26 protein-coding genes are annotated in these 25,764 nt (G+C 64.4%); 18 read left to right on the plus strand and 8 right to left on the minus strand.

The genetic code is table 11. From position 1 onward, the window contains the following. Positions 1-198: hypothetical protein (locus AB3X89_RS16805; protein ID WP_368584300.1), on the plus strand; the 198-nt coding region annotated here is incomplete at its 5' end. 129 nt (positions 199-327) lie between these two features. On the opposite strand, the gene AB3X89_RS16810 is transcribed toward AB3X89_RS16805, so the two are convergent. Further along, positions 328-1,104, minus strand: coding sequence for an enoyl-CoA hydratase (locus AB3X89_RS16810; protein ID WP_368584301.1), 777 nt, complete (start codon positions 1,102-1,104; stop codon positions 328-330). A gap of 133 nt (positions 1,105-1,237) precedes the next feature. On the opposite strand from AB3X89_RS16810, the gene paaN reads away from it, so the two are divergent. From paaN to paaK, 4 genes are all read left to right on the plus strand, one after another. Then, complete coding sequence (gene paaN / locus AB3X89_RS16815) at positions 1,238-2,938, plus strand: phenylacetic acid degradation protein PaaN (RefSeq protein WP_368584302.1); 1,701 nt, start codon at positions 1,238-1,240, stop codon at positions 2,936-2,938. A gap of 168 nt (positions 2,939-3,106) precedes the next feature. Beyond that, positions 3,107-3,898, plus strand: coding sequence for a 2-(1,2-epoxy-1,2-dihydrophenyl)acetyl-CoA isomerase PaaG (gene paaG / locus AB3X89_RS16820; RefSeq protein WP_368584303.1), 792 nt, complete (start codon positions 3,107-3,109; stop codon positions 3,896-3,898). A 1-nt stretch (position 3,899) separates the two neighbouring features. Beyond that, positions 3,900-4,361, plus strand: coding sequence for a hydroxyphenylacetyl-CoA thioesterase PaaI (paaI, locus tag AB3X89_RS16825; RefSeq protein ID WP_368584304.1), 462 nt, complete (start codon positions 3,900-3,902; stop codon positions 4,359-4,361). Between the two features lie 112 nt (positions 4,362-4,473). After that, positions 4,474-5,778 (plus strand): phenylacetate--CoA ligase PaaK, encoded by a 1,305-nt coding sequence (gene paaK / locus AB3X89_RS16830; protein ID WP_368584305.1) that lies wholly within the window; start codon positions 4,474-4,476, stop codon positions 5,776-5,778. Between the two features lie 187 nt (positions 5,779-5,965). On the opposite strand, the gene AB3X89_RS16835 is transcribed toward paaK, so the two are convergent. Continuing rightward, positions 5,966-7,084, minus strand: coding sequence for a murein transglycosylase A (locus AB3X89_RS16835; protein WP_368584306.1), 1,119 nt, complete (start codon positions 7,082-7,084; stop codon positions 5,966-5,968). Positions 7,085-7,112: 28 nt separating this feature from the next. Here AB3X89_RS16835 and AB3X89_RS16840 point away from each other — a divergent pair, with 28 nt between their 5' ends. Next, positions 7,113-7,274: a hypothetical protein gene (locus tag AB3X89_RS16840; RefSeq protein ID WP_368584307.1), complete on the plus strand. Its 162-nt coding sequence runs from the start codon at positions 7,113-7,115 to the stop codon at positions 7,272-7,274. Between the two features lie 145 nt (positions 7,275-7,419). On the opposite strand, the gene apaG is transcribed toward AB3X89_RS16840, so the two are convergent. Beyond that, positions 7,420-7,794: a Co2+/Mg2+ efflux protein ApaG gene (gene apaG / locus AB3X89_RS16845; protein WP_176110233.1), complete on the minus strand. Its 375-nt coding sequence runs from the start codon at positions 7,792-7,794 to the stop codon at positions 7,420-7,422. Positions 7,795-8,121: 327 nt separating this feature from the next. On the opposite strand from apaG, the gene rpe reads away from it, so the two are divergent. The 8 genes from rpe to AB3X89_RS16885 all read left to right on the plus strand — a co-directional run bounded on the left by rpe (position 8,122) and on the right by AB3X89_RS16885 (position 15,472). Further along, entirely contained in the window at positions 8,122-8,805 is a 684-nt protein-coding gene (gene rpe, locus AB3X89_RS16850) for a ribulose-phosphate 3-epimerase (RefSeq protein ID WP_368584308.1), read from the plus strand. A gap of 7 nt (positions 8,806-8,812) precedes the next feature. Further along, on the plus strand, positions 8,813-9,529 hold the full coding sequence (locus AB3X89_RS16855) for a phosphoglycolate phosphatase (protein WP_368584309.1): 717 nt from the start codon (positions 8,813-8,815) through the stop codon (positions 9,527-9,529). Positions 9,530-9,905: 376 nt separating this feature from the next. Then, entirely contained in the window at positions 9,906-11,399 is a 1,494-nt protein-coding gene (gene trpE / locus AB3X89_RS16860; protein ID WP_176367423.1) for an anthranilate synthase component I, read from the plus strand. Positions 11,400-11,412: 13 nt separating this feature from the next. Beyond that, on the plus strand, positions 11,413-12,030 hold the full coding sequence (locus AB3X89_RS16865) for an aminodeoxychorismate/anthranilate synthase component II (RefSeq protein ID WP_368584310.1): 618 nt from the start codon (positions 11,413-11,415) through the stop codon (positions 12,028-12,030). A 19-nt stretch (positions 12,031-12,049) separates the two neighbouring features. Next, positions 12,050-13,081, plus strand: a complete 1,032-nt coding sequence (gene trpD, locus AB3X89_RS16870) for an anthranilate phosphoribosyltransferase (protein WP_368584311.1) — start codon at positions 12,050-12,052, stop codon at positions 13,079-13,081. A gap of 18 nt (positions 13,082-13,099) precedes the next feature. Next, positions 13,100-13,885 (plus strand): indole-3-glycerol phosphate synthase TrpC, encoded by a 786-nt coding sequence (gene trpC / locus AB3X89_RS16875; protein ID WP_368584312.1) that lies wholly within the window; start codon positions 13,100-13,102, stop codon positions 13,883-13,885. A gap of 32 nt (positions 13,886-13,917) precedes the next feature. Then, positions 13,918-14,544 carry a CYTH domain-containing protein gene (locus tag AB3X89_RS16880; protein ID WP_368584313.1) on the plus strand — a complete coding sequence of 209 codons (627 nt, stop codon included), beginning with the start codon at positions 13,918-13,920 and terminating at the stop codon, positions 14,542-14,544. Positions 14,545-14,641: 97 nt separating this feature from the next. Next, positions 14,642-15,472 (plus strand): uracil-DNA glycosylase, encoded by an 831-nt coding sequence (locus AB3X89_RS16885; protein ID WP_368584314.1) that lies wholly within the window; start codon positions 14,642-14,644, stop codon positions 15,470-15,472. A 126-nt stretch (positions 15,473-15,598) separates the two neighbouring features. Here the strand turns inward: AB3X89_RS16885 and AB3X89_RS16890 are convergent, their stop codons facing one another. The 5 genes from AB3X89_RS16890 to AB3X89_RS16910 all read right to left on the minus strand — a co-directional run bounded on the left by AB3X89_RS16890 (position 15,599) and on the right by AB3X89_RS16910 (position 20,900). Further along, positions 15,599-16,195 carry an FMN-dependent NADH-azoreductase gene (locus AB3X89_RS16890; RefSeq protein WP_368584315.1) on the minus strand — a complete coding sequence of 199 codons (597 nt, stop codon included), beginning with the start codon at positions 16,193-16,195 and terminating at the stop codon, positions 15,599-15,601. Positions 16,196-16,390: 195 nt separating this feature from the next. Beyond that, complete coding sequence (locus tag AB3X89_RS16895) at positions 16,391-18,181, minus strand: M61 family metallopeptidase (RefSeq protein WP_368584316.1); 1,791 nt, start codon at positions 18,179-18,181, stop codon at positions 16,391-16,393. 145 nt (positions 18,182-18,326) lie between these two features. Further along, positions 18,327-19,052, minus strand: coding sequence for a DsbC family protein (locus tag AB3X89_RS16900; protein ID WP_368584317.1), 726 nt, complete (start codon positions 19,050-19,052; stop codon positions 18,327-18,329). Positions 19,053-19,278: 226 nt separating this feature from the next. Then, complete coding sequence (locus AB3X89_RS16905; RefSeq protein WP_368584318.1) at positions 19,279-20,451, minus strand: UbiH/UbiF family hydroxylase; 1,173 nt, start codon at positions 20,449-20,451, stop codon at positions 19,279-19,281. Positions 20,452-20,537: 86 nt separating this feature from the next. Next, positions 20,538-20,900, minus strand: a complete 363-nt coding sequence (locus AB3X89_RS16910) for a hypothetical protein (RefSeq protein WP_368584319.1) — start codon at positions 20,898-20,900, stop codon at positions 20,538-20,540. A gap of 274 nt (positions 20,901-21,174) precedes the next feature. Here AB3X89_RS16910 and ychF point away from each other — a divergent pair, with 274 nt between their 5' ends. The 4 genes from ychF to ugpE all read left to right on the plus strand — a co-directional run bounded on the left by ychF (position 21,175) and on the right by ugpE (position 25,738). Further along, positions 21,175-22,269: a redox-regulated ATPase YchF gene (gene ychF / locus AB3X89_RS16915; protein ID WP_368584320.1), complete on the plus strand. Its 1,095-nt coding sequence runs from the start codon at positions 21,175-21,177 to the stop codon at positions 22,267-22,269. 344 nt (positions 22,270-22,613) lie between these two features. After that, positions 22,614-23,939 (plus strand): sn-glycerol-3-phosphate ABC transporter substrate-binding protein UgpB, encoded by a 1,326-nt coding sequence (gene ugpB, locus AB3X89_RS16920; protein ID WP_368584321.1) that lies wholly within the window; start codon positions 22,614-22,616, stop codon positions 23,937-23,939. A gap of 72 nt (positions 23,940-24,011) precedes the next feature. Next, entirely contained in the window at positions 24,012-24,896 is an 885-nt protein-coding gene (ugpA, locus tag AB3X89_RS16925; RefSeq protein ID WP_018433769.1) for a sn-glycerol-3-phosphate ABC transporter permease UgpA, read from the plus strand. Further along, entirely contained in the window at positions 24,893-25,738 is an 846-nt protein-coding gene (gene ugpE / locus AB3X89_RS16930) for a sn-glycerol-3-phosphate ABC transporter permease UgpE (protein ID WP_368584322.1), read from the plus strand. The genes ugpA and ugpE overlap by 4 nt, the downstream gene beginning before the upstream one ends. Positions 25,739-25,764: the final 26 nt, after the last annotated feature.

The following is a 25,764-nucleotide window of genomic DNA, read 5'->3' on the forward strand; positions in this document are numbered from 1 at the left end:
AAGAATCCGCCGCCGCATTCCGCATCAAGCGCCCACACTTATCGGCTGTTAGTTTTTAAAGATCGATCCGCCCAACCCGCTGCGCCTGAACCACCACTACCCGGCACCGCTTCGTTTGCGTCGCTGCGTCTGCAGCAGAGAAACGAGATTATGGAGAACTTCCGCCAGATCGTCAACAGGTTTTTATCACTCGCTTAACCTGCCCACGCCGCTAAAGCCCTCGCCATAAAGGCTTCCCGCTTCCCCGCGCTCCGGTGTCCGGAGCACGAAAGAGCGGAATTCTAGTCGCCGCCATTGCGACTTGCAAGCGATATTTTGACAAGCGTATTAACGGTGCTTGAAAACCGGTTTGCGCTTCTCTACGAACGCGGCCATGCCCTCCTTCTGGTCTTCGGTAGCGAAGAGCGAATGGAACAGGCGGCGCTCGAAATGCACGCCCTCCGCGAGCGTCGTTTCATAGGCTCGATTGACCGACTCCTTGATCATCAGCACCGCTGGCAGCGGGAATTCCGCGATAGTGGCAGCCGCACCAACCGCTTCGTCAAGCAACGATGCCGCCGGGATCACGCGCGAAACCAGTCCGGCGCGCTCCGCTTCGGCGGCATCCATGAAACGGGCGGTCAAACAAAGGTCCATCGCCTTCGCTTTTGACACCGCCCGCGGCAAGCGTTGCGTGCCGCCCGCGCCCGGCATGATCCCGAGCTTGATTTCCGGCTGACCGAACTTCGCCGTGTCGGCGGCGAAAATGATGTCGCACATCATCGCGAGTTCGCAGCCGCCTCCGAGCGCGAAGCCCGCCACCGCGGCAATGATCGGCTTACGAATCGAGCGAACCGTTTCCCAGTTTCGCGTGATGTAGTCACCCTTGTAGACATCCATATAGGTGTAAGACGCCATCATGCCGATATCCGCGCCGGCCGCGAACGCTTTCTCGCCGCCCGTTACGACGATCGCGCCAATCGATTCGTCGCCGTCGAACTCGCGCAACGCGGCGCCCAGTTCGTCCATCAGCGCGTCGTTCAGTGCATTTAGAGCCTTCGGACGGTTGAGAGTAATCAGTCCGACCCGTCCCCGCGTCTCAACCAGAATGTTTTCGTAAGCCATGCCGCCTCCATAAGGGTTAATCGCACGCGAAAAACGCTTCGCGCATCGTTCGTAGTGATGCTACCATTCACCAACCAACCGGTCGGTCAATTATTTGACAGGTTTTCCCCCAACGTAGCCGAGCCCCTCTGCCATGACACATCCGCTATTCACCAAGCACGAAGACACGCTGCACAAAGCGCTCGCCGCGCTCGAAACGCGCGGCTACTGGAGCCCGTTCGCCGAGATGCCCAGTCCGAAAGTGTACGGGGAAACAGCCAACGCGGACGGCGAAGCCGCGTTCAAGGCGCATGTAGACAAGACGTTCGACCTCGACCAACCGTCGACTGGAGAAACCGTCGGCGCGGAAGTCTCGCCGTTCGGCTTCCCGCTCGGCGTGCGTTACCCGAAAGCCGATCCGGGCGCGCTTATCGCCGCATCCACGGCGGCGCAACGCGAGTGGCGCGCGGCCGGCCCGCAGGCATGGATCGGCGTGAGCCTCGAAATCCTCGCGCGTCTGAATCGCGCCAGCTTCGAACTCGGCTACAGCGTGATGCACACGACCGGCCAGGCGTTCATGATGGCCTTCCAGGCAGGCGGCCCGCACGCGCAGGATCGCGCGCTCGAAGCGGTCGCGTATGCCTGGGATCAACTGCGTCGCATTCCTGCCGACGCGCATTGGGAAAAACCGCAAGGCAAAAACCCGCCGCTCGCGATGCACAAGCGCTACACCGTCGTGCCGCGCGGCATCGGTCTCGTGCTCGGCTGCTGCACATTCCCGACGTGGAACGGCTATCCCGGCCTGTTCGCCGATCTAGCCACCGGCAACACGGTAATCGTCAAGCCGCATCCGGGCGCAATCCTGCCGCTCGCGTTGACCGTGCGCATCGCGCGCGACGTGTTGCGCGAAGCGGGCTTTGATCCGAACGTCGTCACGCTGCTGGCCACCGACCCGAACGACGGCGCCCTCGTCCAGCAACTGGCACAGCGCCCCGAGATCAAGCTGATCGACTTCACGGGCAGCACCCAGAACGGCACCTGGCTCGAGCGCAACGCGCACCAGGCGCAGGTCTATACCGAGAAAGCCGGCGTCAACCAGATCGTCATCGACTCGGTCGACGACATCAAGGCGGCCGTCCGCAACATCGCGTTCTCGCTGGCTCTGTACTCGGGCCAGATGTGCACGGCGCCGCAAAACATCTATGTGCCGCGCGGCGGCATTCGCACCGCAGAAGGCACGCTCAGCTTCGACGATGTCGCCCAGGCGCTTGCCGGCGCGGTGCAAAAGCTCGTCGCCGACCCGGCCCGCGCTGTCGAACTGCTCGGCGCGATCCAGAACGAAGGCGTCGTGCAGCGCATCGACGAAGCCGCCAAACTTGGCCGCGTTCTCGTCGCCAGCCAGACTCTCGAACATCCGGCCTTTGCCGGCGCTCGCGTGCGCACGCCGCTCGTACTGCAACTCGACGCCGCGACCGATCACGCCCAGTTCACGAAAGAATGGTTCGGGCCGATCTCGTTCGTCATTGCGACGGACTCGACCGCGCAGTCGCTCGAGCTCGCTGGCGACATCGCCGCCGAGCATGGCGCGTTGACGCTGGCGGTCTACAGCACGGACGACGCGGTGCTCGAAGCCGCGCACGAAGCGTCGATTCGCGGCGGTGTCGCGCTGTCGATCAACCTGACCGGCGGTGTGTTCGTCAACCAGTCCGCGGCTTTTTCCGACTTCCACGGCACCGGCGCCAACCCGGCCGCCAATGCCGCGCTGGCCGATGCCGCTTTCGTCGCGAACCGCTTCCGTGTCGTTCAAAGCCGCGTTCATGTTGAACCGAAAGCGGCGCCGGCGGTAGCTGGCTGAAAGGCGTAAGACACGGCTTCAACGCTACGCACGACTTCGTCCTATGCCGTTCGGCAGATGGACCGGGTCGTGCGCTCTGACTAACATCAAACATCCGGTCGGCATCACGCGCCGCCCCCAGCCGAGCCACCGCGTCCATCGGCCAAAGAGAGTTTGAGGAGACACCCCATGTCATATGAAGCGATCCGGCTGGACATCGACTCATCGAGCCACGTCGCCACCATCACGCTGAACCGCCCGGATAAGCTCAACAGCTTCACGCGCGCGATGCATCAGGAACTCCGCGCGGCGCTCGACCAGGTCGAAAAGTCCGGCGCCCGTGCGCTCGTGTTCACCGGCGCAGGCCGCGGCTTCTGCGCCGGCCAGGATCTCGCCGATCTCGATTTCACGCCCGGCGCCATGACCGACCTCGGCGCCGTGATCGATGAATACTTCAATCCGCTGATCCGCCGTCTGCAGGCGCTGCCGTTTCCGGTGATCGCGGCGGTCAACGGCACGGCTGCCGGTGCGGGCGCCAATCTGGCGTTCGCGTGCGACCTGGTGCTCGCGGCTCGCTCCGCGAGTTTCATCCAGGCGTTCGTGAAGATCGGCCTCGTGCCGGATTCGGGCGGCACGTGGTTTCTGCCGCAGCGCGTTGGCATGGCCCGCGCGCTCGGCCTCGCGATCACCGGCGACAAGCTCAGCGCCGAAAAAGCCGAAAGCTGGGGCTTGATCTGGCAAGTGCTCGACGACGCTGAACTAGCGCCGGCAGCGGCAAAACTCGCTGCCCAGCTCGCCCAGCAACCGACGCGCGCGATCGCTGCGATCAAGCGGGCGATGCGTGCCGGCACGACGCAAACGCTCGACCAGCAACTCGATCTCGAGCGCGATCTGCAGCGCGAACTAGGCGCCTCGCACGATTACGCGGAAGGCGTGCAGGCATTTATCGACAAACGCGCGCCGCGCTTCGAGGGACGTTGAGATGTCGACACAAACCACCCGCCCCGACCAGATGACGGCAGACGAACTCGCCCGCGCGACAGCCGCCGCAATGTACGAAAACGACGCCTGCAGTCGCGCGCTCGGGCTCGAGATTCTCGAAGTGCGCCCCGGCTATGCGCGGCTGCGCATGGCGGTGCGCGACGACTTCCTGAACGGCCATCAGATCTGCCACGGCGGCCTGATCTTCACACTCGCCGATTCGACCTTCGCGTTCGCCTGTAACACCTACAACATCAATACGGTCGCGGCCGGCTGCTCTATAGAGTATCTGCGGCCGGTCCACGGCGGCGACGTGCTGAGTGCCGAAGCGGTCGAACAGACATTGAGCGGGCGCACTGGAATCTACGATATTCGCGTCACGAATCGCGCCGGCGAGACCGTCGCAATGTTTCGCGGCAAGTCGGCGCAAATCAAGGGTAACCTGATTCCCACCGGCGACTAACAATTGACGGCGGCCAGCCAGAACCGCCCACTCGGACGATTGTCCGCGTGGCGCTCTGGCGCCAATGCGTCACATATCAGACTTAGATACTGAGGCAGCAAGGAGACATTCGATGAGCACCGCTCTTCCGCTCGATCCGATCGAGACCGCCAGCCGCGACGAGCTCGCCACGCTCCAACTTGAACGGCTCAAATGGTCGCTCACCCATGCGTATGAAAATTCGCCGGTGTATCGGCGCAAGTTCGACGAAGCCGGCGTCCATCCGGGCGATGTCAAGTCGCTCGCGGACCTCGCTCGGTTTCCGTTCACGACGAAAAAGGATTTGCGCGACAACTATCCGTTCGGGATGTTCGCCGTGCCGCAAGAGCAGATTTCGCGAATCCATGCGTCGTCCGGAACGACCGGCAAGCCGACTGTCGTCGGCTATACGGCGCGCGACATCGACACCTGGGCGAATCTCGTCGCCCGTTCGGTGCGCGCCGCCGGCGCGAAGCGCGGCGACAAGGTGCACGTGAGCTACGGCTACGGCCTCTTCACGGGCGGCCTCGGCGCGCATTACGGCGCCGAGCGCGCGGGGCTCACCGTGATTCCGTTCGGCGGTGGCCAGACCGAAAAGCAGGTCCAGCTGATCCAGGACTTCCGGCCCGACATCATCATGGTGACGCCGAGCTACATGCTGTCAATCGCCGACGAATTCGAACGCCAGGGTATCGACCCGGCCAGCTGCTCATTGCGCATCGGCATTTTCGGCGCTGAGCCGTGGACCAACGATATGCGCGAGGCGATCGAAAAACGGATGGGCATCGACGCGGTCGACATCTACGGTCTTTCCGAAGTGATGGGCCCGGGCGTCGCCTCGGAGTGCGTCGAAACCAAAGACGGCCCGACGATCTGGGAAGACCATTTCTACCCCGAGATCATCGACCCCGAAACGGGCGAGGTGCTGCCCGATGGCGAACTCGGCGAGCTCGTGTTCACGTCGCTGACGAAAGAAGCGCTGCCGATCATCCGCTACCGCACGCGCGATCTCACACGCCTGCTGCCGGGCACCGCCCGCACGATGCGGCGTATGGAAAAGATCACGGGCCGCTCGGACGACATGATGATCGTGCGCGGCGTCAATGTGTTCCCGACGCAGATCGAAGAACTGTTGCTCAAGCAGCGCGCGCTGGCGCCGCACTATCAGATCGTGCTGACGAAGGAGGGGCCGCTCGACGTGTTGACGCTGAACGTCGAACCGTGCCCCGAAAGCGCGCCGGATACCGCCGCGCTAACCGCCGCGAAAAGCGCGCTGGCTTACGACATCAAGGCGCTGATTGGCGTGAGCGCCGTGGTGAACGTGCTGCCGGTGAACGGAATCGAGCGCTCGGTGGGCAAGGCACGGCGCGTGGTGGACAATCGCAAGTCGGGCCTCTAACTCGGGCCACGCGCAACGCCGCGCAGCGTAAGATCCCAACGAAAAACGGCGTCACGCACGGATCCTGATCCACACGTGACGCCGATCTCAACGACATCTATTGACGGCTTCGCAGCAGCCTCAAACCCGCCTCGCGAAAACTGCTGCGATTCAAGCGGCAGTCACGCTTCGTCTCCACCCCACCGCCTCACGAATTCGGCAGCAGCAACCACATCCGGCCACCCTGCTTCATCTTGCCAGCCAGATCACCGGCATCGTCGCCGAGGCCCCAGAAATAGTCGGCGCGCACGCCACCTTTGATCGCGGTGCCAGTGTCCTGCGCGAACACGAGACGGTTCATCGGCGAATTCGTCAGCGGCCGCGTGGTCTGCAGGAACACCGGCGTGCCGAGCGGAATCGCGCTCGGATCGACCGCAATCGAGCGCTCCGGCGTCAACGGCACGCCGAGCGCGCCGATCGGACCGTCCGCGCCGCCGCTCGGCACACTTTCGGCCGACGGCATCTCGCGGAAAAACACGAAGCGCGGATTGGTGTCGAGCAGGCCATCGACGCGCGTCGGATTCGCGCGGGCCCATGCCTTGATGCCCTGCATCGTCGCCTGCGCCGGCGTGATCTCGCCATGATCGAGCAGCCAGCGGCCGATCGACTTGTACGGCTGATTGTTGGTGCCGCCAAAGCCGACGCGCATCACACTGCCGTCTTCCATCACGATGCGCCCGGACCCTTGCACCTGCAGGAAGAACGCTTCGATCGGATCGTCGACCCACACGAGTTCGTTGCCGCTGAGCGCGCCCGAGCGTTCGAGCTGGGCGCGCGCCGGCAACGGCGCCCCCGCGCGATAGCCGGCGGGCCAGCGGTATAGCGCGGTCTGATATACGCCGTGCCGCGTGCGCGAGCCCCTCAGCAGGGGCTCGTAGTAACCGGTGACCAGACCGTCGAGCGTGCCGTCGCTATTCGCGAGCTGGAACGGCGTGAAGTAGGCTTCGAAGAAGGCGCGCGCGCTGGTGACGTCGAGATCGTCGATTTGCACGGCCGCCGCGCAGGCACGCGACCAGTTCGGCTGACGCGCGAGCCTCGTGCAGTTTTGCCGCAACGCGGCGGTCGCGCCGATCAGCGAGTCGTCCTGCCAGCCCGGCACCTGTTGCCATGCAACCGCGGTCAGGCGCGCCGACGCGATCTGGCCAGGGATGATCGCCGCGCCGCTCGGCGGTGAAGGCCGGATCGCGCCGCCGCCCCCGCAGGAGGCAAGCAACACTGCAACCGACAATGCTCCGAGCCACGCGCCGGCCCTGCGGATAAAACGCATACAATGTTCGTTCTTGATGGAAACCGCCATGTCTGATCTGTCCGACGAATACCCGATGCTCATCTTCGCGCTGGAATCGCTGGTCGCGCTATTCCTGCTCGTCTTTATCGTTGTGTGGACGTCGTCCGGCAAGAAAAAAGCGGGACGTGCGAGGTCGGCGGACCGGTCCCAACAGCAAAAGCCGCATTGACCCTGGCCAGCGGGCTGCACGCAGTCCCGCGCAACCCCTCGTGCATCAAGTGCTCGCCCGAGCGCTCATCCAACCTGCTACTCAACTGCCCGCTGCGTCGCGCGCCCACACGAACTCATTAAAGACCGCGCAGCGCCGCGCCGGTTCAATGCAACGTTCGCGGCATGCGCAATACGAACTCCGGCACAGGCGCCTCGAAGCGCTCGCCATCCTCCGCCACGCAGAAGTAATCGCCGCGCATCGTGCCGACCGGCGTCGCGATCACCGCCCAACTCGTGTATTCGAAATGCTCACCCGGTTTGAGCAGCGGCTGATGACCGACCACGCCCAGGCCTTTGACTTCCTGCACGGTGTTTTCGCTGTCGGTGATGATCCAATGACGCGCGATCAACTGTGCAGGCACCTGGCCGGTGTTACGGATGGTCAGCGTGTAGGCAAAGGCGTACTGGCGACGCTCCGGGTCCGATTCTTCGGGCAGGTATTGCACCTGCGCCGACACGCTGAATTCGTACTGGCTCATCCTGATTCCGATCTGATCAAACGGGCTGTGAAAAATCGTGCGAGGCCCCGAACGCCAATGGTCTGCAGGTGCAGCGGCGATGCGGCGCTCATGGAGTGGCATTCTGCTTGATGCGCGGCATGGCCGCAACCTGACGCGCCTTTCGGCCAGGAGTGTCTAAGACGTTGAGACACGGCCGCTTGCCGCGCTGCCTTTCGATGCCATTATTGCGCCGCCGCTTTGCGACGTTTCATCGCGCGATTCCGCCACGCCAGGCGCTGCGCGCACGCCGGTCCGCACGCGCAAAACCGGTAAAATGGCGCTTTCCCGCTTGCATTCGCCCCCGTCATGACGCAATTTCGCATCGCCCCCAGCATTCTCTCCGCCGATTTCGCCCGTCTGGGTGAAGAGGTCCGCAACGTCGTCGCCGCTGGCGCCGACTGGATCCACTTCGACGTGATGGACAACCACTACGTACCGAACCTGACCATCGGCCCGCTCGTTTGCGAAGCGATCCGCCCGCACGTCGATGTGCCGATCGACGTGCACCTGATGGTGCGCCCCGTCGACCGCATCGTGCCGGACTTCGCGAAAGCCGGCGCGAACCTGATCAGCTTTCACCCGGAAGCGTCGGATCACATCGACCGCACGCTGTCGCTGATCCGCGATCACGGCTGCAAGGCCGGCCTAGTGTTCAATCCGGCGACGTCGCTGAACTATCTCGATCATGTGATGGACAAGGTCGACCTCGTGCTGATCATGTCGGTGAATCCGGGCTTCGGCGGCCAGTCGTTCATCCCCGAGGCGCTCAACAAGCTGCGCGAAGCGCGCAAGCGCATCGACGCGTACAACGAGCGCACCGGCCGCGAGATCCATCTCGAAGTGGACGGCGGCGTGAAGGTCGACAACATCGCGGAAATCGCGGCGGCCGGCGCGGACACGTTCGTGGCCGGCTCGGCAATCTTCGGCCAGCCCGATCACAAGGTCGTGATCGACAAGATGCGCGCCGCCCTCGCCACCGTCCAGCGCTGATCCGACGATGACCGCTCCGTACCCCGCCCCGTCCTTCACCGGCCCGCGCCTCGAAGCCGCGATCATCGACCTCGACGGCACGATGATCGACACCGCCGACGACTTCACCGCCGGCCTGAACGGCATGCTCGCTCAGCTCGACGCGGAAGAAACGACGCGCGAGGAAGTGGTCGGCTACGTCGGCAAGGGTTCGGAGCATTTGATCCGCAGCGTGCTCGCGCCGCGCTTCGAAACCGAACACGCGCAAGAGCGCTTCGACGAAGCGCTCGCGATCTATCAAGCCGAGTACGCGAAGATCAATGGCGTGCACACGCGGCTTTATCCAGACGTCGAAGCCGGTCTGCGCGCGCTGCGCGACGCGGGCCTGAAGCTCGCCTGCGTGACCAACAAGCCGCACCGCTTCGCGCTCGAATTGCTGCAGCAATATGGACTCGCGCAGTATTTCAGCGCCGTGCTCGGCGGTGACAGTCTCGCTAAAAAGAAACCCGACCCGCTGCCGATGCTGACCGCCGCCGCGCAACTCGGCGTCGAGCCGAGCGCCACGGTCGCGATCGGCGACTCGGAAAACGACGCGCTGGCGGGCCGCGCGGCCGGCATGGCGACGTTGACCGTGCCCTACGGCTACAACCACGGCCAAGCTATACAAACAATAAAATCCGATGGTATAGTTGCCTCGCTGCTCGACGCCGCCAAGGCGATCGCAGCGCACCAATCCACGACTTAACAGTCCTTCATCCTCATGTTTCTGAATAAAAAACGGAGTCTGATTAGCATCGACCGGGGAGCCTGGCCCTGGCGTCGCTGGTCGCGCTAACCTCGCCTGAGGTACGCTGAAGCTTGTCTTCGGCAACCGTTTTTTACTTCGCTGCGCTTACGCGCTTCTTCCATCGTCTTATATATGCGCTGCTGCATCGGCTGATTGGGCCTGCGCGTACCCGCAAGGTACCGTTGCTCACCGGCACCGCTCGCACGCGCCGATGGAAGACCCGCGCCGGTCGGTATTATCGTGTCGAGAACGTCGACCCATGCCCTGACCGGAGGCGCTCAGCCCCGCTTTGCCCGACGCTTGCTGCCGCCGGACCACCGTACAGGATCGGAACATGACCGAACTCGAATTCCAGTCCCTCGCCAACGAGGGTTTCAACCGCATCCCGCTGATCGCAGAAGCGCTCGCCGACCTCGAAACGCCGCTGTCGCTGTACCTGAAGCTCGCGCAGACCGAGCGCAACGGCGCGAACTCTTTCCTGCTGGAGTCGGTAGTCGGCGGTGAGCGCTTCGGGCGTTATTCGTTCATCGGGCTGCCGGCGCGCACTCTTGTGCGCACGCGCAACGGCGTGTCGGAAGTGGTGCGCGACGGCAAGGTCGTCGAAACGCACGACGGCGATCCGCTCGCCTTCATCCAGCAGTTCCAGGCGCGCTTCAAGGTCGCGCAACGCCCGGGGCTGCCGCGCTTCACGGGCGGTCTCGCCGGCTACTTCGGCTATGACGCGGTGCGCTACATCGAGAAGAAGCTCGCGCACAGCGCGCCGAAGGACGATCTGAACCTGCCCGACATCCAGCTGCTGCTGACCGAGGAAGTCGCCGTCATCGACAACCTCGCGGGCAAGCTCTATCTGGTGGTCTACGCGGACCCGACCCAGGCTGAGGCCTATACGAAAGCGAAGCACCGTCTGCGCGAACTGCGCCAGCGGCTGCGCGTCACGGTCGAACCGCCCGTCGTGTCGGCCAGCGTGCGCACCGAGATCTACCGCGAGTTCGCGAAAGACGATTACCTGGCCGCCGTGCGCAAGGCCAAGGAATACATCGCCGCCGGCGAACTGATGCAGGTGCAGGTCGGCCAGCGCCTGACCAAACCTTACCGCGACAATCCGCTGTCGCTGTATCGTGCGCTGCGCTCGCTGAATCCGTCGCCATATATGTACTACTACAACTTCGGCGACTTCCACGTGGTCGGCGCGTCGCCGGAAATTCTGGTGCGCCAGGAAAAGCGCGGCGAGGATCGTATCGTCACGATCCGCCCGCTCGCCGGCACGCGTCCGCGCGGCAACACGCCCGAGCGCGACGCCGCGCTTGCGACCGAACTGCTGAACGACCCGAAGGAAATCGCCGAACACGTGATGCTGATCGACCTGGCGCGCAACGACGTCGGCCGTATCGCGCAGATCGGCTCGGTCGTCGTGACCGACAAGATGGTGATCGAAAAGTACTCGCACGTGCAGCACATCGTCAGCTCGGTCGAAGGCAAGCTCAAGAACGACATGACCAATTTCGACGTGCTGCGCGCCACCTTCCCGGCCGGCACGCTGTCGGGCGCGCCGAAGGTCCGCGCGATGGAGCTGATCGACGAGCTCGAACCCATCAAGCGCGGCCTCTACGGCGGGGCGGTCGGTTATCTGTCGTTCACCGGCGAGATGGATCTGGCCATCACGATCCGCACCGGCGTGATCGCGAACGGCAATCTGTATGTGCAGGCGGCCGCGGGCGTGGTCGCCGATTCGGTGCCGGAATCCGAATGGCAAGAGACCGAAAACAAGGCGCGCGCTGTGCTGCGCGCCGCCGAGCAGGTCCAGGACGGCCTCGATAGCGACTTCTGACCGGAGACACACCATGCTGCTCATGATCGACAACTACGACTCGTTCACCTACAACCTGGTGCAGTACTTCGGCGAACTCGGCGAAGACGTACGCACCTACCGCAACGACGAAATCACACTCGATGAAATCGCCAGGCTGAACCCTGAGCGCATCTGCCTGTCGCCGGGTCCGAGCAATCCGCAACACGCGGGCATCACGCTCGACGTGCTGCGCGAATTCTCCGGCAAGACGCCGATTCTCGGCGTGTGCCTCGGCCATCAGGCGATCGGCGAAGCGTTCGGCGGCCGCGTCGTGCGCGCGCAAACCATCATGCACGGCAAGGTCAGCACGATCGAAACCGACTGCAAGGGCGTGTTCGCGGACCTGCCGAAGCACTTCACCGTGACGCGCTACCACTCGCTCGCGATCGAACGCGAATCGCTGCCCGACTGCCTCGAAGTATCGGCATGGACCGAAGACGGCGAAATCATGGGCGTGCGTCACAAGGAACTGGCCGTCGAGGGCGTGCAGTTCCACCCGGAATCGATCCTGTCCGAACACGGGCACGCGCTGCTCGAAAACTTCGTCAAGCAGTCGAAGCTGGCCGTCGGCGGCAGGGCTGCGCATCATCCGGCTTCCCGCAATGCCTGACCAGAAGAGAGACGAGATCATGTCCATTACGCCCCAGGAAGCCTTGCAGCGGACCATCGAGCACCGCGAGATTTTCCACGACGAAATGCTGCACCTGATGCGCCTGATCATGCGCGGCGAGCTGTCGCCGGTGATGTCGGCGGCGATCATCACCGGCCTGCGCGTCAAAAAAGAGACCATCGGCGAAATCACCGCGGCCGCCACGGTGATGCGTGAATTTGCCCGGCACGTCGACGTGCAGGACAACTCGAACTTCGTCGATATCGTCGGCACCGGCGGCGACGGTGCGCACACGTTCAACATTTCCACCGCGACGATGTTCGTATCGGCCGCGGCCGGCGCGAAGGTCGCGAAGCACGGCAATCGCGGCGTATCGAGCAAGTCGGGCAGCGCGGACGTACTCGAGGCGCTCGGCGTCAACATCGATCTGCAGCCGGAGCAGGTCGCGGCATCGATCGCTGAAACGGGCATGGGCTTCATGTTCGCGCCGAACCATCATCCGGCGATGAAAAACGTCGCGCCGGTACGCCGCGAGCTCGGCATCCGCACGATCTTCAACATCCTCGGGCCGCTCACCAATCCGGCCGGCGCGCCGAATCAGCTGATGGGCGTGTTCCACCCCGACCTCGTCGGCATTCAGGTACGCGTGATGCAGCGCCTCGGTGCGAGGCACGTGCTCGTCGTGTACGGGATGGACGGCATGGACGAAGTCTCGCTCGGCGGCGCCACGCTGGTCGGCGAGTTGCGCGACGGCGAGATCCGCGAGTACGAGATCCATCCGGAAGACTTCGGCATGCAGATGGTGTCGAACCGCACGCTGAAGGTGGCCGACGCGAACGAGTCGAAGGTCATGCTGCTCGATGCGCTCGACAACAAGCCCGGCGTCGCGCGCGAAATCGTCACGCTGAACGCCGGCACGGCGCTCTATTCGGCGAACGTCGCGGCCACGATCGCGGACGGCATCGTGCTCGCGCGCGAAGCGATCGCGAGCGGCAACGCGCGCGCGAAGGTCGACGAACTGGTGCGCTTCACCCAGCAATTCAAGCAGTAATCACGTAGCGAGACATTTATGAGCGACATTCTCGACCGCATCATCGCGGTCAAACGCGAAGAAATCCGGGCGGCCGAGCAGAGCGTACCGCTCGAAGAATTGCGGCTCGAAGCCTCCTCGCGCGATCTGCGCGACTTCGTCGGCGCAATTCGCGCGAAGCACGCGACGGGTCTAGCCGCGGTGATCTCCGAAGTGAAGAAGGCAAGCCCGTCGAAAGGCGTGCTGCGCGAGCACTTCGTGCCGGCCGACATCGCGCGTTCATACGAGAGGCACGGCGCGGCGTGTCTGTCCGTGCTGACCGACGTGCAGTTCTTCCAAGGCAGCGTCGCCTATCTGCAGCAAGCGCGCGCCGCGTGCCAGTTGCCGGTGATACGCAAGGACTTCATCGTCGATCCGTATCAGGTCGTCGAAGCACGCGCGATGGGCGCCGACGCGATCCTGCTGATCGCCGCCGCGCTCGAAACCGCCGAGATGCAGGACCTCGAAGCGCTCGCGCATTCGCTCGGTCTCGCGGTGCTCGTCGAAGTGCACGACAGCGCTGAACTCAAGGAAGCGCTGACGCTGAAGACGCCGCTGATCGGCATCAACAACCGCAATCTGCGCACCTTCGAGACCTCGCTCGACACGACGCTCGGCATGCTCGACGCGATTCCCGACGACCGCATCGTCGTGACCGAATCGGGCATCCTGTCGCGCGACGACGTCGAGCGCATGCGCGCGCGCAACGTGCATACGTTCCTCGTCGGCGAGGCGTTCATGCGCGCGGACGAGCCGGGCGTGGAGCTTGCGCGGATGTTTTTCTGAGCACGGCGCTCGCATAAGCAAGGACACGTACCATGAGCATGGAACGCGAAATCAAGCTGGCCCTGCCGGCATCGCAGGTGCAGGCGGCCACGCAGTGGTTCGCCGCGCGCGCCGGCAAGCAGGGACGCGCGATCAAGCTCGTGAACATTTACTTCGACACGCCGCAGCTGACGCTGGCGTCCTCGAAGAGCGCGCTGCGTCTGCGGCAGACGCCGGACGGCTGGCTGCAGACCTTCAAGACGGTCGGTACGGCGACGAACGGCTTGCATAGCCGGCACGAATGGGAAATGCCGGTCGCCGGCCCGAAGCTCGAAATCGATTCGTTGCTGAGCGCCTGCGACGAACCCGCCGCCGCAGACGCTCTGAAACAGGCCGCGCCTGCGCTGATCGAGCTGTTCCACACGACTTTCATCCGCACACTCTGGCTGCTCGACACCGACGGCGCTCAGATCGAGGCGGCGATCGACCAGGGCGACGTGCTCGCCGAAGTCGACGATCAAGCGCGCCGCGCGCCGATCTCGGAGATCGAGCTCGAACTGAAGTCGGGCGACGAAGCCGCGCTTCACACGCTGGCCGCCGAACTCGGCAAACGGATTGCCGGCCTCGCGCCGGATGACGTCAGCAAGGCGCAGCGCGGCTATCGGTTGCGCGCGGGATAAGCCCGAAATGGGCGCAGGTTGCCGAAACCCGCGGCACCTCATGCGCTCGCTCGCCGCAACTTGAGCTAGCCAGCGTTTGCTGCGACACTTCCCCGCCATGACCTCCGCTACCCGTACCCGCTCCAGTTCGCCGCAGGCATCGTTGTTCGACGACGCCGCGCCAGCTCCCGCCGCAGCCTCGGCCGACACCGACACCGCCACCGCCGCCCCGCCCACGCTCGAAGCCCAATTCGCCGCGCTGCCGGCGGCCTGGCGCGCGCATTTGAAACCCTTCATCGACAGCGACACCTACGCGCCGCTGTGCCGCTTCGTCGACGGCGAGCGTGCCGCCGGCAAAACCATCTATCCGGCCGACGTGTTTCGCGCGCTGCGCCTGACGAGCCCCGACGAAGTGAAAGTCGTGATCCTCGGCCAGGACCCGTACCACGGCGAAGACCGCGGCACGCCGCAGGCGCACGGTCTCGCGTTTTCGGTCGCGCCGCACGTGCGGCCGCCGCCGTCGTTGCGCAATATCTTCAAGGAAATCGGCGCGAGTCTCGGTCACGCAACGCCGCGGCACGGGTGCCTCGACAGCTGGGCCAGACAGGGCGTGCTGCTGCTGAATACGGTGCTGACCGTCGAGCGCGACAGCGCCGCGAGCCACGCGAAACGCGGCTGGGAGAAATGCACGGACACGCTGATCCACGAACTGGCTACGCGGCATCAGAACCTCGTATTCATGCTGTGGGGCGCGCATGCGCAGGCAAAGCGCGCGCTGCTCGGCGGCAAGTCGCACTATGTGCTGGAGGCGCCGCATCCGTCGCCGTTGTCCGCGCATCGCGGCTTTCTGGGTTGCGGCCATTTCGCGAAGGCGAACGAATATCTGCAGCAGCACGGCCGCGAGCCGATCGACTGGCGTCTGCCGGACGACGCGCAAATGCTTGCGTGACGGCGTCGCCGTCGGAAGATGGCGATACCAAGCGAAAACGCCACGGAGGGTGAACCCATCCGTGGCGTTTTTTATTTCACCGCTTGCGCCGCATCGAAGCGGCGCAATGTGGCACGACGAACCCGCTTAAACCGCGGCGATCGCTTCGCGTGCCGAGCCCAGCGCGGCGGTCGCGGCGTCCGGGCCCATGTTCAGGCCTTCGGCGTAGATGAAGTTCACGTCGGTCATGCCGAGGAAGCCGAGGAAGCTCTTCAGATACGGCGTCTGGCTATCGTTCGGCGTGCCCAGATACTTGCCGCCACGCGCCGACACGACGTAGACCTTCTTGCCCGTCACGAGGCCTTCCGGACCGTTCGCGGTGTAGCGGAACGTGATGCCCGCACGCGCGATGAAGTCGAAGTACGTCTTCAGTTGCGACGAGATGCCGAAGTTGTACATCGGCGCGCCGATCACGATGACGTCCGCGGCTTGCAGTTCGGCGATCAGCGCTTCGCTGCGCGCGGCGATCTCGGCCTGTTCCGGCGTGCGCTGCTCGGCCGGCGTGAAGAAAGCGCCGAGCACGGCGTCGTCGAGGTGCGGCAGCGGTTCGGCTTGCAGGTTACGGACGACGACTTGCGCGCCCGGATTCGACTGTTGCAGCTTTTCGGTCAGTTCGTTGACGAGGAGCGTCGAGTTCGCGCCTTGCGAACGGGCTGCCGAGTTGATTTGCAGGATCGTGGTCATGGTTGACTCCAGTAGGGGGCGCGCAGTGTTGCGCGAGTGGAGTCATTGTGTTTTTTTACCGGCCGGCGAAAAAGCCGTCCGGCGGCGACGGATTGTTGCATGGGTGGAACAATCCCCCGCCCTCCTCCGCCGATTGATGACGGGACAGGCGACGGTCGGTGGACCGCCGTCGGGTGCGGCCCACCAGCACGCCGATCACTTCGTCAGCCAGCGCTCGAGGGCTTTGCGCGCGGCAGGTCGGTGATCGCTGACCGCGAGCTTGTAGCGCGCCACTTCGGGACCGTCGAGCTTCACCTGCGTGACCCGCAGCTCGTCGCGGCGGAACGCGTGCACCTCGACCTTCGCGCCCGGCTGGTAGCGCGCCAGCAGAGCATCGATATTGCCGCCGGTCACGCGCAGGCCGTCGAGCGCGATCAGCACGTCGCCAGCGGAAAGGCCCGCCTTCTGCGCGGCGCTGCCTTCGTGCACCGTCGCGAGCGCGCAGTCAGCGCCGCCGCGCAGCCGCACGCCGAGCGACGGCTTGCCGTTCTTGTCGACGTCCGGCGCGAGCGTCACCCCGAACGGCGCGAGCAACGCGTCGAGCGGGAGATCGCGCGTGCCGCGCACGCCCTCGGCGAACAGTTCGGCGAGTTGCGCGCCGGTTGCTTCCGCAAAAATCGTCTCGATCTCGCTTTCGTCGACGCCCACTGGCTTGCCGCGATAAAAATCACGGCCAAAGCGCGTCCACAGCAGACGCATCACGTCGTCGAGCGATTTCTGGTTGCCGGTCTGCGCGCGGATCGTCAGGTCGAACGCGAGCGCGATCAGCGAGCCCTTCGTGTAATAGCTGACGATCGCGTTCGGCGCGTTCTCGTCCTGACGGTAGTACTTGACCCATGCGTCGAACGAGCTTTCGGCGACGCTCTGCTTCAGGCGTCCGCTGCCGCGCTGCACACCGCCAATCACCTTGCCGAGCAGGCCGAAATAGTCGTCCTGCGAGATCACGCCGCTGCGTACGAGGATCAGGTCGTCGTAATACGACGTGAAGCCCTCGAACAGCCACAGTAGCGACGTGTAGTTTTCGACGCCGAGGTCGTACGGCGCAAATACGGCCGGCTTGATCCGCTTCACGTTCCATGTGTGGAAATACTCGTGGCTGCACAGACCGAGATAGGTCCGGTAGCCCTCGCTCATCGCATCGCGGCCCTGCACCGGCAGATCGGTGCGATTGCAGATCAGCGCGGTCGACGCGCGATGCTCGAGCCCGCCGTAACCGTCGGTGACAGCCTGCGTCATGAACACGTAGCGCTCGACCGGCGCCTTCTTCGACTTCGGTTCGAACAGCGCGATCTGCGCCTCGCAGATGCGCTTCAGGTCGCGGCACAACCGCTCCATGTCGAGCCCGATCACGCGGCCGGCAATCACGACATCGTGCGGCACGCCGTGCGCCTTGAACGTCGCGAGCGCGAACTCGCCCAGCGTCACCGGATGGTCGACCAGCTCGTCGTAGTTCTGCGCGCGGTACTCGCCGAAGCCGTAGCGCCTGGTGCCGCGCGCTTCCGGCAGCGCGGTCGCGACGCGCCAGTCGCGATACGCGGCGCCCTGCGGCTTCTGAATATCGACCACGCACTGCGCGTCTTCATGGCCGAGCGGCGACAGGAACACGCTCGTGCCGTTGAAAAAGCCGATGGTGTCGTCCAGATGCGCGGCGCGCACCGACATGTCCCATGCGTACACCTCGTAGTGCAGCGTCAAAGCACCCTTGACCGGCGCCGCCTGCCACGTGTGCTTGTCGATCTTCTCGACGCGCACCTTGCGGCCCGCGTCGTTGACCGCACGCAGCGTCACGATGTTGCGCGCGAACTCGCGCACCATGTAGCTGCCCGGAATCCACACCGGCAGCATGAAACGCTGGCCGGCCGGATCGGGATCGGCGACGGTCACGGTGACTTCGAACAGATGGGCGGCGGGGTTACTCGGAACGATGGTGTAGCGGGTCGGCTTCATCGGCGGCGTTTGGGAGTGTCAGGAGAGTGAGGCGAAGAAGTTCGGGGCTCGATGCGAAAGGAGGCGCTACATGCGCCTCCTTTCGTTTGAACGTTGCATCTGTTGCGCGCCCGAGGCGTGCATGGCGCTGCGTGCAGCGCGCCGTTCAGTGCACCGCCGACAGTTCCTTGTCGAGCCGGTCGGCCGGCACGGCACCCGGCAGGCGGCGGCCGTCGGCGAGGAACACCGTCGGTGTGCCCTCGACGTTCATCGAACGGCCGAGCGCGAGGTTCTTGTCGATCGCGGCGGTGTCGCAGCTGGCGGCGGCGGTCGGCGCCTGACGGTCCTGCATCCACGATTCCCACGCCTTCGCGCGATCGGCCGAGCACCAGATCGACTTCGACTTGGCCGTCGAATCCGGCGACAGCACCGGGTACAGGAAGGTGTAGACCGTCACGTTGTCGATCGATTGCAGTGTTTTTTCGAGCTGCTTGCAGTACGGGCAGTTCGGATCGGAGAACACCGCGATCTTGCGCGCGCCGTTGCCACGCACGACTTTCACCGCGTTGCCGAACGGCAGGCTAGCGAAGTCGATGCGGTTGGTTTCCGACAGGCGCGCCTCGGTCAGATTCTTGCGCGACTTCGAGTCCACCATGTCGCCGAGCATCAGGTAGTCGCCGCTCGCATCGCTGTAAATGATCTGGGTGCCGAGGTTCACTTCGTACAGGCCAGCGATCGGCGTCTTCGACACGCCCTTGATCGTCACGTCGGACAGACGGTTTTGCAGGGTGGCTTTGAGCTTGTCGGTGGTCTGGTCGGCCTGCGCCGAGCAGCCGAGCGTGACGGCAGCGATCGCGAGCGCGGCGGCGGCGATGCGGAAAGTCTTTTTCATGCTGGAGTCCTGGGGGTCATTCGCGCATCTGCGCGTTCGTTACGTTCCGGCCGCGCGCTTTGGCCGCCTATCGGTCCGAGCAGGTCCGATCAGGCTCGATCAGGTTCGATCGGGGGCGGATAAGGACCGGATAGGGGGCGGATCGCAGCGCGTCGATCCGGTCATGATACCTGTCCCGGGCGCCCGTGACCGGCCAGCGGCTATCCGCACGACGCCTCGTTGCGGTTTACCCCAGCGCGGCCGACACGAGCCAGCGCTTGATGAATGGCTGCGCGCCGACGAACGCCATGCCGGTATTGCGCACGGCGCGCGCGAGCGGACCGGGCACCGAAAACAGTTTCTGCAGGCCGTCGGTGGCGATCATCAGCGCGCGGATGTCTTCGCGGCGCGCGCGTTCGTAGCGACGCAGCAGCACCATGTCGCCGAGATCGCGAAACGACTCCTTGCCGCCGATCGTGCTCGCGAGCGCGGCGACGTCGCGCAAGCCGAGGTTCATGCCCTGCCCCGCCAGCGGGTGGATCAGATGCGCGGCATCGCCGACCAGCGCGACACGCGGCGCGACCAGCCGGTCGACGGTTTGCAGCGCGAGCGGGAAGCCCTGCGCGGGCGTCACGCACTCGAGCGCGCCGAACTGTTCACCGCTCACCTGCTCGACTTCGGCGGCGAGCCGCTCGGGATCGAGCGCGAGCAACTGCTCGGCGTGTTCGGTGCGGGCCGACCAGACCAGCGACACGTGGCCGTCGGGCATCGGCAGCAAGGCGATGATCTCGCCGTCGCGAAACCACTGGTACGCGGTTTCGCCGTGCGGCTTCGCAGCCTTGAAATTGGCGACCACGCCGATCTGCCGGTAGTCGCGGCGCACCGTCTTAGAGCCGATCTGCGCGCGCACCCACGAGTGCGCGCCGTCCGCGCCGACTACCAGGTCCGCTTCGAGTACGTTGCCATTCGCAAGGCCGACGCTCGCGCTGTCGACGGAGAAATCGAGCGCCTGCGCGCGCGTGTCGATCCACGTGAGGTTCGGCTGGAAGCGCAGCGCGGCATCGAGCGCGCGCTCGATCACCGACGACTCGACGATCCACGCAAGCTGCGGCACCGATGCCTGAAACGCGGAGAAATGCAGTTCGGCATGCGCGTCGCCGTAGACGCGCATGTCGTAGACGGGACCGAGCCGTGAGTGATCGAGCGCCTGCCAGATCCGCAGCCGTTCGAGCAAGGCCTGCGAACTCGACGACAACGCATAGACGCGCGAGTCGAAGGCAGCACCGGCGGGCAGCGCCGCGCAAGGCTGCGCGAGCAGTGCGACGCGCAGTCCGGCTTGCGTGAGCGCGAGCGCCGCGGTCTTGCCGACGAGCCCGCCGCCGATCACGGCGGCATCAAAGGTCTGGTGGTGTGCGTTCATGCGCGCATTATAGCCGCGGGGGGTGCGGGGGACGGATCGACGGGCGCGGCATTCGGGCTCGGTGCGCGGGCCCCTGATGGGTCGTGCTAACGGGTCGAGGCGCTCGCCGCGAGCGCCGCGTTCGCCTCGCGCATGCGCATGAAATCGCGATCGGACGAGAGGTTGCGCCATGCGGCCGCCTCGAGTTCGGCCTTGCGATCGCGCTGATCGCTGCGCACCGCGCAGTCGGGGAACACGCGGTCGAACACGCTCCACAGCGAGTCGTAGTCGTTCTTGTCAGCGAACCGCGCGATGTCAGCGCGATCTTCGTGCGACAGGTGGGTCGACAAACAGTCGATCGTCTGACGGTCCGTGGGGGCCTGGGCTTCGTCGAAATCCGGCGCGACCCATACCGCGACCAGGCCAACTACGATCGCTGCGGCGACGCCAATTCCGACCCGTCTCATCATTCGCACGCTGGTCCCCCGGAAATGGAGCTCAACCGGCTTTGAACTGACGATTCTACAGTGGCTATGCGCAAATGCGCCGCCCGGTACGCGCGGGCGAACGGGTTACAATTGCGTTTTCCGTGAAAACTCGCACCCAATCGTCGAGCCAACGCCCCGATTCGGTGACTTGTCCGCTCCGCTGAGCCTGCCGCGCCCCACCCTACGCGAAGGCTTTCCGAATCCGCGCGCAGCGTCGAGCCCGTCACGCAACTTACTGATTCACTGAAGGATTTCCATGAGCCTCCAATGCGGCATCGTCGGCCTGCCTAACGTCGGCAAGTCCACCCTGTTTAACGCACTCACGAAGGCGGGCATCTCCGCCGAGAACTATCCGTTCTGCACGATCGAGCCGAACGTCGGCATCGTAGAAGTGCCGGACACCCGTCTGAAGGCGCTTGCCGAAATCGTCAAGCCGGAGCGCATCCTGCCGGCGGTAGTCGAGTTCGTCGATATCGCGGGTCTGGTGGCCGGCGCGAGCAAGGGCGAAGGCCTCGGCAACCAGTTCCTCGCGAACATCCGCGAAACCGATGCGATCACGCACGTCGTGCGCTGCTTCGAAGACGACAACGTGATTCACGTCGCGAACAAGGTCGATCCGCTGTCGGACATCGAGGTGATCAACACCGAACTCGCGCTTGCCGACCTCGGCACCGTCGAAAAGGCGCTCGCGCGCTATTCCAAGGCGGCCAAGTCTGGCAACGACAAGGAAGCCGTGAAGAACGTGGCGGTGCTGGAGAAGGTCCGCGCGCAACTCAACGAAGCGAAGCCAGTCCGTGCGCTCGATCTGAGCGATGAAGAAAAGGCCACGCTCAAGCCTTTCTGCCTGATCACCGCGAAGCCGACAATGTACGTCGCAAACGTGAAGGAAAACGGCTTCGAGAACAATCCGCACCTCGACGCGGTCACGAAGTTCGCGGCCGCGGAAGGCTCGCCGGTCGTGGCCGTGTGCGCGGCGGTCGAAGCGGACATCGCCGACCTCGACGAAGCCGACATGGAAGTCTTCCTCGCCGACATGGGCATGGAAGAGCCGGGCCTGAACCGCGTGATCCGCGCAGGCTACAAGCTGCTCGGCCTGCACACCTACTTCACGGCTGGCGTGAAGGAAGTGCGCGCGTGGACGATCCACATCGGCGATACGGCGCCGAAGGCGGCCGGCGCGATCCACACCGACTTCGAGCGCGGCTTCATCCGCGCGCAGACGATCAGCTTCGCCGACTACATCACCTACAAGGGTGAACAAGGCGCGAAGGAAGCCGGCAAGATGCGCGCGGAAGGCAAGGAGTACGTCGTGCACGATGGCGACGTGATGAACTTCCTGTTCAACGTGTAAGCGCGAAGCGGCGCACACTGCGCTGCGCGAGTAAGGCCCGCGAACCCTCAGCGGTTGCGGGCTTTTTTGTTTGCGCGCTACGACTTGCGCAACGCGTCAAATCTCAAACATGGTAATGGTCGCGCAACACACTATCCGGCACCTCGCCATGCTCTGCATGGCCCGCGATCTTCCCGAACCACCGCCCATTTATTTCCTTTCCGTGACAGCCAATGCTAAATTTCGGCTTCCGGCGCGCCGTCACCCTTGGACCGCGCCGCACGGCATCCGACGCCGGAATGTCATCGAACACAACTAGAATCGCGCGATTCGCGTCCGCGCCCTTACGAACAGGAGATAAATCGATGAATTACAAGCCGCTGTTCCGCTCACTTTCCGTCGCCGCGGTATTGAGCATCGGCGTCAGCCAGGCAGCTCACGCCGCGACCGAAATCCAGTTCTGGCATGCGATGGAAGCCGCGCTGGGCGAACGTCTGAACGACATTGCGAACGACTTCAACAAATCGCAGAGCGACTACAAGATCGTGCCCGTGTTCAAGGGCACCTACGACCAGACCCTCGCCGCCGGCATCGCCGCCTATCGCAGCGGCAACGCGCCGGCGATCCTGCAGGTCTACGAGGTCGGCACCGCAACGATGATGCAGGCGAAGAAAGCCATCGTCCCGGTCACGCAAGTCTTCAAGGACGCGGGCGTGCCGCTCGATCAGAAGGCCTTCGTGCCGACCATCGCCAGCTATTACAGCGACTCGAAGACCGGTGAGCTGATTTCGATGCCGTTCAACAGCTCGACGCCGGTGCTGTACTACAACAAGGATGCGTTCAAGAAGGCCGGCCTCGATCCGAACCAGCCGCCAAAGACCTGGGCCGAGTTGCACGCCGATGCGCAGAAGCTGAAGGCGTCGGGCATGTCGTGCGGCTACTCGTCGGGCTGGCAGAGCTGGATTCAGCTCGAGAACTACAGCGCGTGGCACGCGGCGCCGTTCGCGTCGCGTAACAACGGCTTCGACGGCATGGACGCGCAGCTCGAATTCAACAAGCCGCTGCAGGTCGCGCACATCCAGTTCCTGCAAAGCATGGCGAAGGACGGCACGTTCACCTATGTCGGCCGCAAGGACGAACCGGTGTCGAAGTTCTATAGCGGCGACTGCGGCATCATCACGAACTCGTCGGGCTCGCTCGCGACGATCAAGAAATACGCGAAATTCAACTTCGGCACCGGCATGATGCCGTACGACGACAGCGTGAAGGGCGCGCCGCAGAACGCGATCATCGGCGGGGCGAGCCTGTGGGTGCTGTCGGGCAAGGACCCGGCCGTCTACAAGGGTGTCGCGAAGTTCCTCGCGTATCTGGCCACGGCGCCGGTCGCCGCGAAGTGGCACCAGGACACCGGCTATCTGCCGATCACCACCGCCGCGTACGATCTGACGCGCCAGCAGGGCTTCTACGACAAGAACCCGGGCAGCGACACCGCGATCCGCCAGATGCTGAACAAGCCGCCTCTGCCGTTCACGAAGGGCCTGCGTCTGGGCAACATGCCGCAGATCCGCACCGTGATCGACGAAGAACTCGAGCAGGTGTGGGCGGAGAAGAAGACGCCCCAACAGGCGCTCGATTCGTCCGTCTCGCGCGGCGACGAACTGCTGCGCCGCTTCGAAAAGGCCGGTAGCTAAGCATCGCCTGCTGGCAGGGTTCCGGCGCCACCGCGCCGGAACCCGTTGTTGCACCACACTCTGGACATCCCGATGGATAAGCGCTCTTACTTCGGCACCAGCGCGCTGCCCTACCTGCTCGTCGCGCCGCAGCTGATCATCACGCTGGTGTTCTTCCTGTGGCCGGCCGGCGTCGCGCTCTGGCAATCGACGCAAACTCAGGACGCGTTCGGCACGTCGAGCGAGTTCGTCGGACTCGCGAACTTCAAGCAGCTGTTCGCCGATCCTTTATATCTCGCGTCGTTCAACACGACGATCGTGTTCTGCACGCTCGTCACCGTGTCGGGCCTCGTGATCTCCCTGTTGCTCGCGGTCTGCGCGGATCGTGTGACGCGCGGCGCGAAGGCCTATCAAACGCTGCTTATCTGGCCGTACGCGGTCGCGCCCGCGATCGCCGCGGTGCTGTGGTCGTTCCTGTTCAACCCGAGCATCGGTCTCGTCACGTATGCGCTCGCGAAATACGGCGTCGTGTGGAATCACGCGCTGAACCCCGGACAGGCGATGTTCCTGGTCGTGCTTGCATCGGTCTGGCAGCAGATCAGCTACAACTTCCTGTTCTTCTACGCGGGACTGCAGGCGATTCCGCGCTCGCTGATCGAAGCGGCCGCGATCGACGGCGCCGGTCCGGTGCGCCGCTTCTTCGGCATCGCGCTGCCGCTGCTGTCGCCGACCACGTTCTTTCTGCTGGTGATCAACATCACCTACGCGTTCTTCGATACCTTCCCCGTGATCGACGCGGCGACCGGCGGCGGACCAGGCCAGGCGACCCGCACATTGATCTACAAGATCTTCGCCGAAGGCTTCCAGGGGCTCGATATCGGCAGCTCGGGCGCGCAGTCGGTCGTGCTGATGATCATCGTCGTCGCGCTGACCGTCGTGCAATTCCGCTTCATCGAACGCAGGGTTCAATACTCATGATCGAGAACCGACGCGGTTTCGACCTGTTCTGTCACGTGGTGCTGATCATCGGCGTCGCGCTGGTGGTGTTTCCGGTGTACGTCGCGTTCTGCGCCGCGACGATGAGCGAACACGAGGTGTTCACGGTGCCGCTGTCGCTCGTGCCCAGCACGCACCTGTTCGAGAACATCGTCACCATCTGGACACAAGGCACCGGCAACGCGGCGGCGCCGTTCAACCGCATGCTGCTCAACAGCCTCGTGATGGCGCTCGTAATCGCGATCGGCAAGATCGCCGTGTCGATGATCTCCGCATATGCGATCGTCTACTTCCGCTTTCCGTTTCGCACCGCCGCGTTCTGGCTGATTTTCATCACGCTGATGCTGCCGGTCGAAGTGCGCATTTTTCCGACCGTGCAGGTGGTGTCGTCGATGCATCTGAGCAATACGTACACCGGTTTGACGCTGCCGCTGATCGCGTCGGCGACCGCGACGTTCCTGTTCCGCCAGTTCTTCAAGACGCTGCCCGACGAGCTGATGGAAGCCGCGCGCATCGACGGCGCAGGCGCGCTGCGCTTCTTCTGGGACGTCGTGCTGCCGCTGTCGCGGACCACGATGGCCGCCCTCTTCGTGATCACCTTCATCTACGGCTGGAACCAGTATCTGTGGCCGATCCTGATCACCAGCCAGCAGTCGCTGATCACCGCGGTGATCGGCATCAGAGGCATGATCGCCTCCGGCGATACCGCGACCGAATGGCATCTGGTGATGACGGCCACGCTGCTCGCGATGCTGCCGCCGCTCGTCGTCGTACTGACGATGCAGCGTTGGTTCGTGCGCGGCCTCGTGGATTCGGAAAAATGACGCGGTATCGCGGACCGCGACAAGCA

Source organism: Paraburkholderia sp. BR14320, from assembly GCF_040948665.1.
GTDB lineage: Bacteria > Pseudomonadota > Gammaproteobacteria > Burkholderiales > Burkholderiaceae > Paraburkholderia > Paraburkholderia youngii.

What these genes read in the sequence shown, in the direction of transcription:
- AB3X89_RS16810 (WP_368584301.1), bottom strand. Translation starts at nt 1,104, where the DNA reads ATGGCTTACGAAAACATTCTGGTTGAGACGCGGGGACGGGTCGGACTG.
- paaN (WP_368584302.1), top strand. Translation starts at nt 1,238, where the DNA reads ATGACACATCCGCTATTCACCAAGCACGAAGACACGCTGCACAAAGCG.
- paaG (WP_368584303.1), top strand. Translation starts at nt 3,107, where the DNA reads ATGTCATATGAAGCGATCCGGCTGGACATCGACTCATCGAGCCACGTC.
- paaI (WP_368584304.1), top strand. Translation starts at nt 3,900, where the DNA reads ATGTCGACACAAACCACCCGCCCCGACCAGATGACGGCAGACGAACTC.
- paaK (WP_368584305.1), top strand. Translation starts at nt 4,474, where the DNA reads ATGAGCACCGCTCTTCCGCTCGATCCGATCGAGACCGCCAGCCGCGAC.
- AB3X89_RS16835 (WP_368584306.1), bottom strand. Translation starts at nt 7,084, where the DNA reads ATGCGTTTTATCCGCAGGGCCGGCGCGTGGCTCGGAGCATTGTCGGTT.
- AB3X89_RS16840 (WP_368584307.1), top strand. Translation starts at nt 7,113, where the DNA reads ATGTCTGATCTGTCCGACGAATACCCGATGCTCATCTTCGCGCTGGAA.
- apaG (WP_176110233.1), bottom strand. Translation starts at nt 7,794, where the DNA reads ATGAGCCAGTACGAATTCAGCGTGTCGGCGCAGGTGCAATACCTGCCC.
- rpe (WP_368584308.1), top strand. Translation starts at nt 8,122, where the DNA reads ATGACGCAATTTCGCATCGCCCCCAGCATTCTCTCCGCCGATTTCGCC.
- AB3X89_RS16855 (WP_368584309.1), top strand. Translation starts at nt 8,813, where the DNA reads ATGACCGCTCCGTACCCCGCCCCGTCCTTCACCGGCCCGCGCCTCGAA.
- trpE (WP_176367423.1), top strand. Translation starts at nt 9,906, where the DNA reads ATGACCGAACTCGAATTCCAGTCCCTCGCCAACGAGGGTTTCAACCGC.
- AB3X89_RS16865 (WP_368584310.1), top strand. Translation starts at nt 11,413, where the DNA reads ATGCTGCTCATGATCGACAACTACGACTCGTTCACCTACAACCTGGTG.
- trpD (WP_368584311.1), top strand. Translation starts at nt 12,050, where the DNA reads ATGTCCATTACGCCCCAGGAAGCCTTGCAGCGGACCATCGAGCACCGC.
- trpC (WP_368584312.1), top strand. Translation starts at nt 13,100, where the DNA reads ATGAGCGACATTCTCGACCGCATCATCGCGGTCAAACGCGAAGAAATC.
- AB3X89_RS16880 (WP_368584313.1), top strand. Translation starts at nt 13,918, where the DNA reads ATGAGCATGGAACGCGAAATCAAGCTGGCCCTGCCGGCATCGCAGGTG.
- AB3X89_RS16885 (WP_368584314.1), top strand. Translation starts at nt 14,642, where the DNA reads ATGACCTCCGCTACCCGTACCCGCTCCAGTTCGCCGCAGGCATCGTTG.
- AB3X89_RS16890 (WP_368584315.1), bottom strand. Translation starts at nt 16,195, where the DNA reads ATGACCACGATCCTGCAAATCAACTCGGCAGCCCGTTCGCAAGGCGCG.
- AB3X89_RS16895 (WP_368584316.1), bottom strand. Translation starts at nt 18,181, where the DNA reads ATGAAGCCGACCCGCTACACCATCGTTCCGAGTAACCCCGCCGCCCAT.
- AB3X89_RS16900 (WP_368584317.1), bottom strand. Translation starts at nt 19,052, where the DNA reads ATGAAAAAGACTTTCCGCATCGCCGCCGCCGCGCTCGCGATCGCTGCC.
- AB3X89_RS16905 (WP_368584318.1), bottom strand. Translation starts at nt 20,451, where the DNA reads ATGAACGCACACCACCAGACCTTTGATGCCGCCGTGATCGGCGGCGGG.
- AB3X89_RS16910 (WP_368584319.1), bottom strand. Translation starts at nt 20,900, where the DNA reads ATGATGAGACGGGTCGGAATTGGCGTCGCCGCAGCGATCGTAGTTGGC.
- ychF (WP_368584320.1), top strand. Translation starts at nt 21,175, where the DNA reads ATGAGCCTCCAATGCGGCATCGTCGGCCTGCCTAACGTCGGCAAGTCC.
- ugpB (WP_368584321.1), top strand. Translation starts at nt 22,614, where the DNA reads ATGAATTACAAGCCGCTGTTCCGCTCACTTTCCGTCGCCGCGGTATTG.
- ugpA (WP_018433769.1), top strand. Translation starts at nt 24,012, where the DNA reads ATGGATAAGCGCTCTTACTTCGGCACCAGCGCGCTGCCCTACCTGCTC.
- ugpE (WP_368584322.1), top strand. Translation starts at nt 24,893, where the DNA reads ATGATCGAGAACCGACGCGGTTTCGACCTGTTCTGTCACGTGGTGCTG.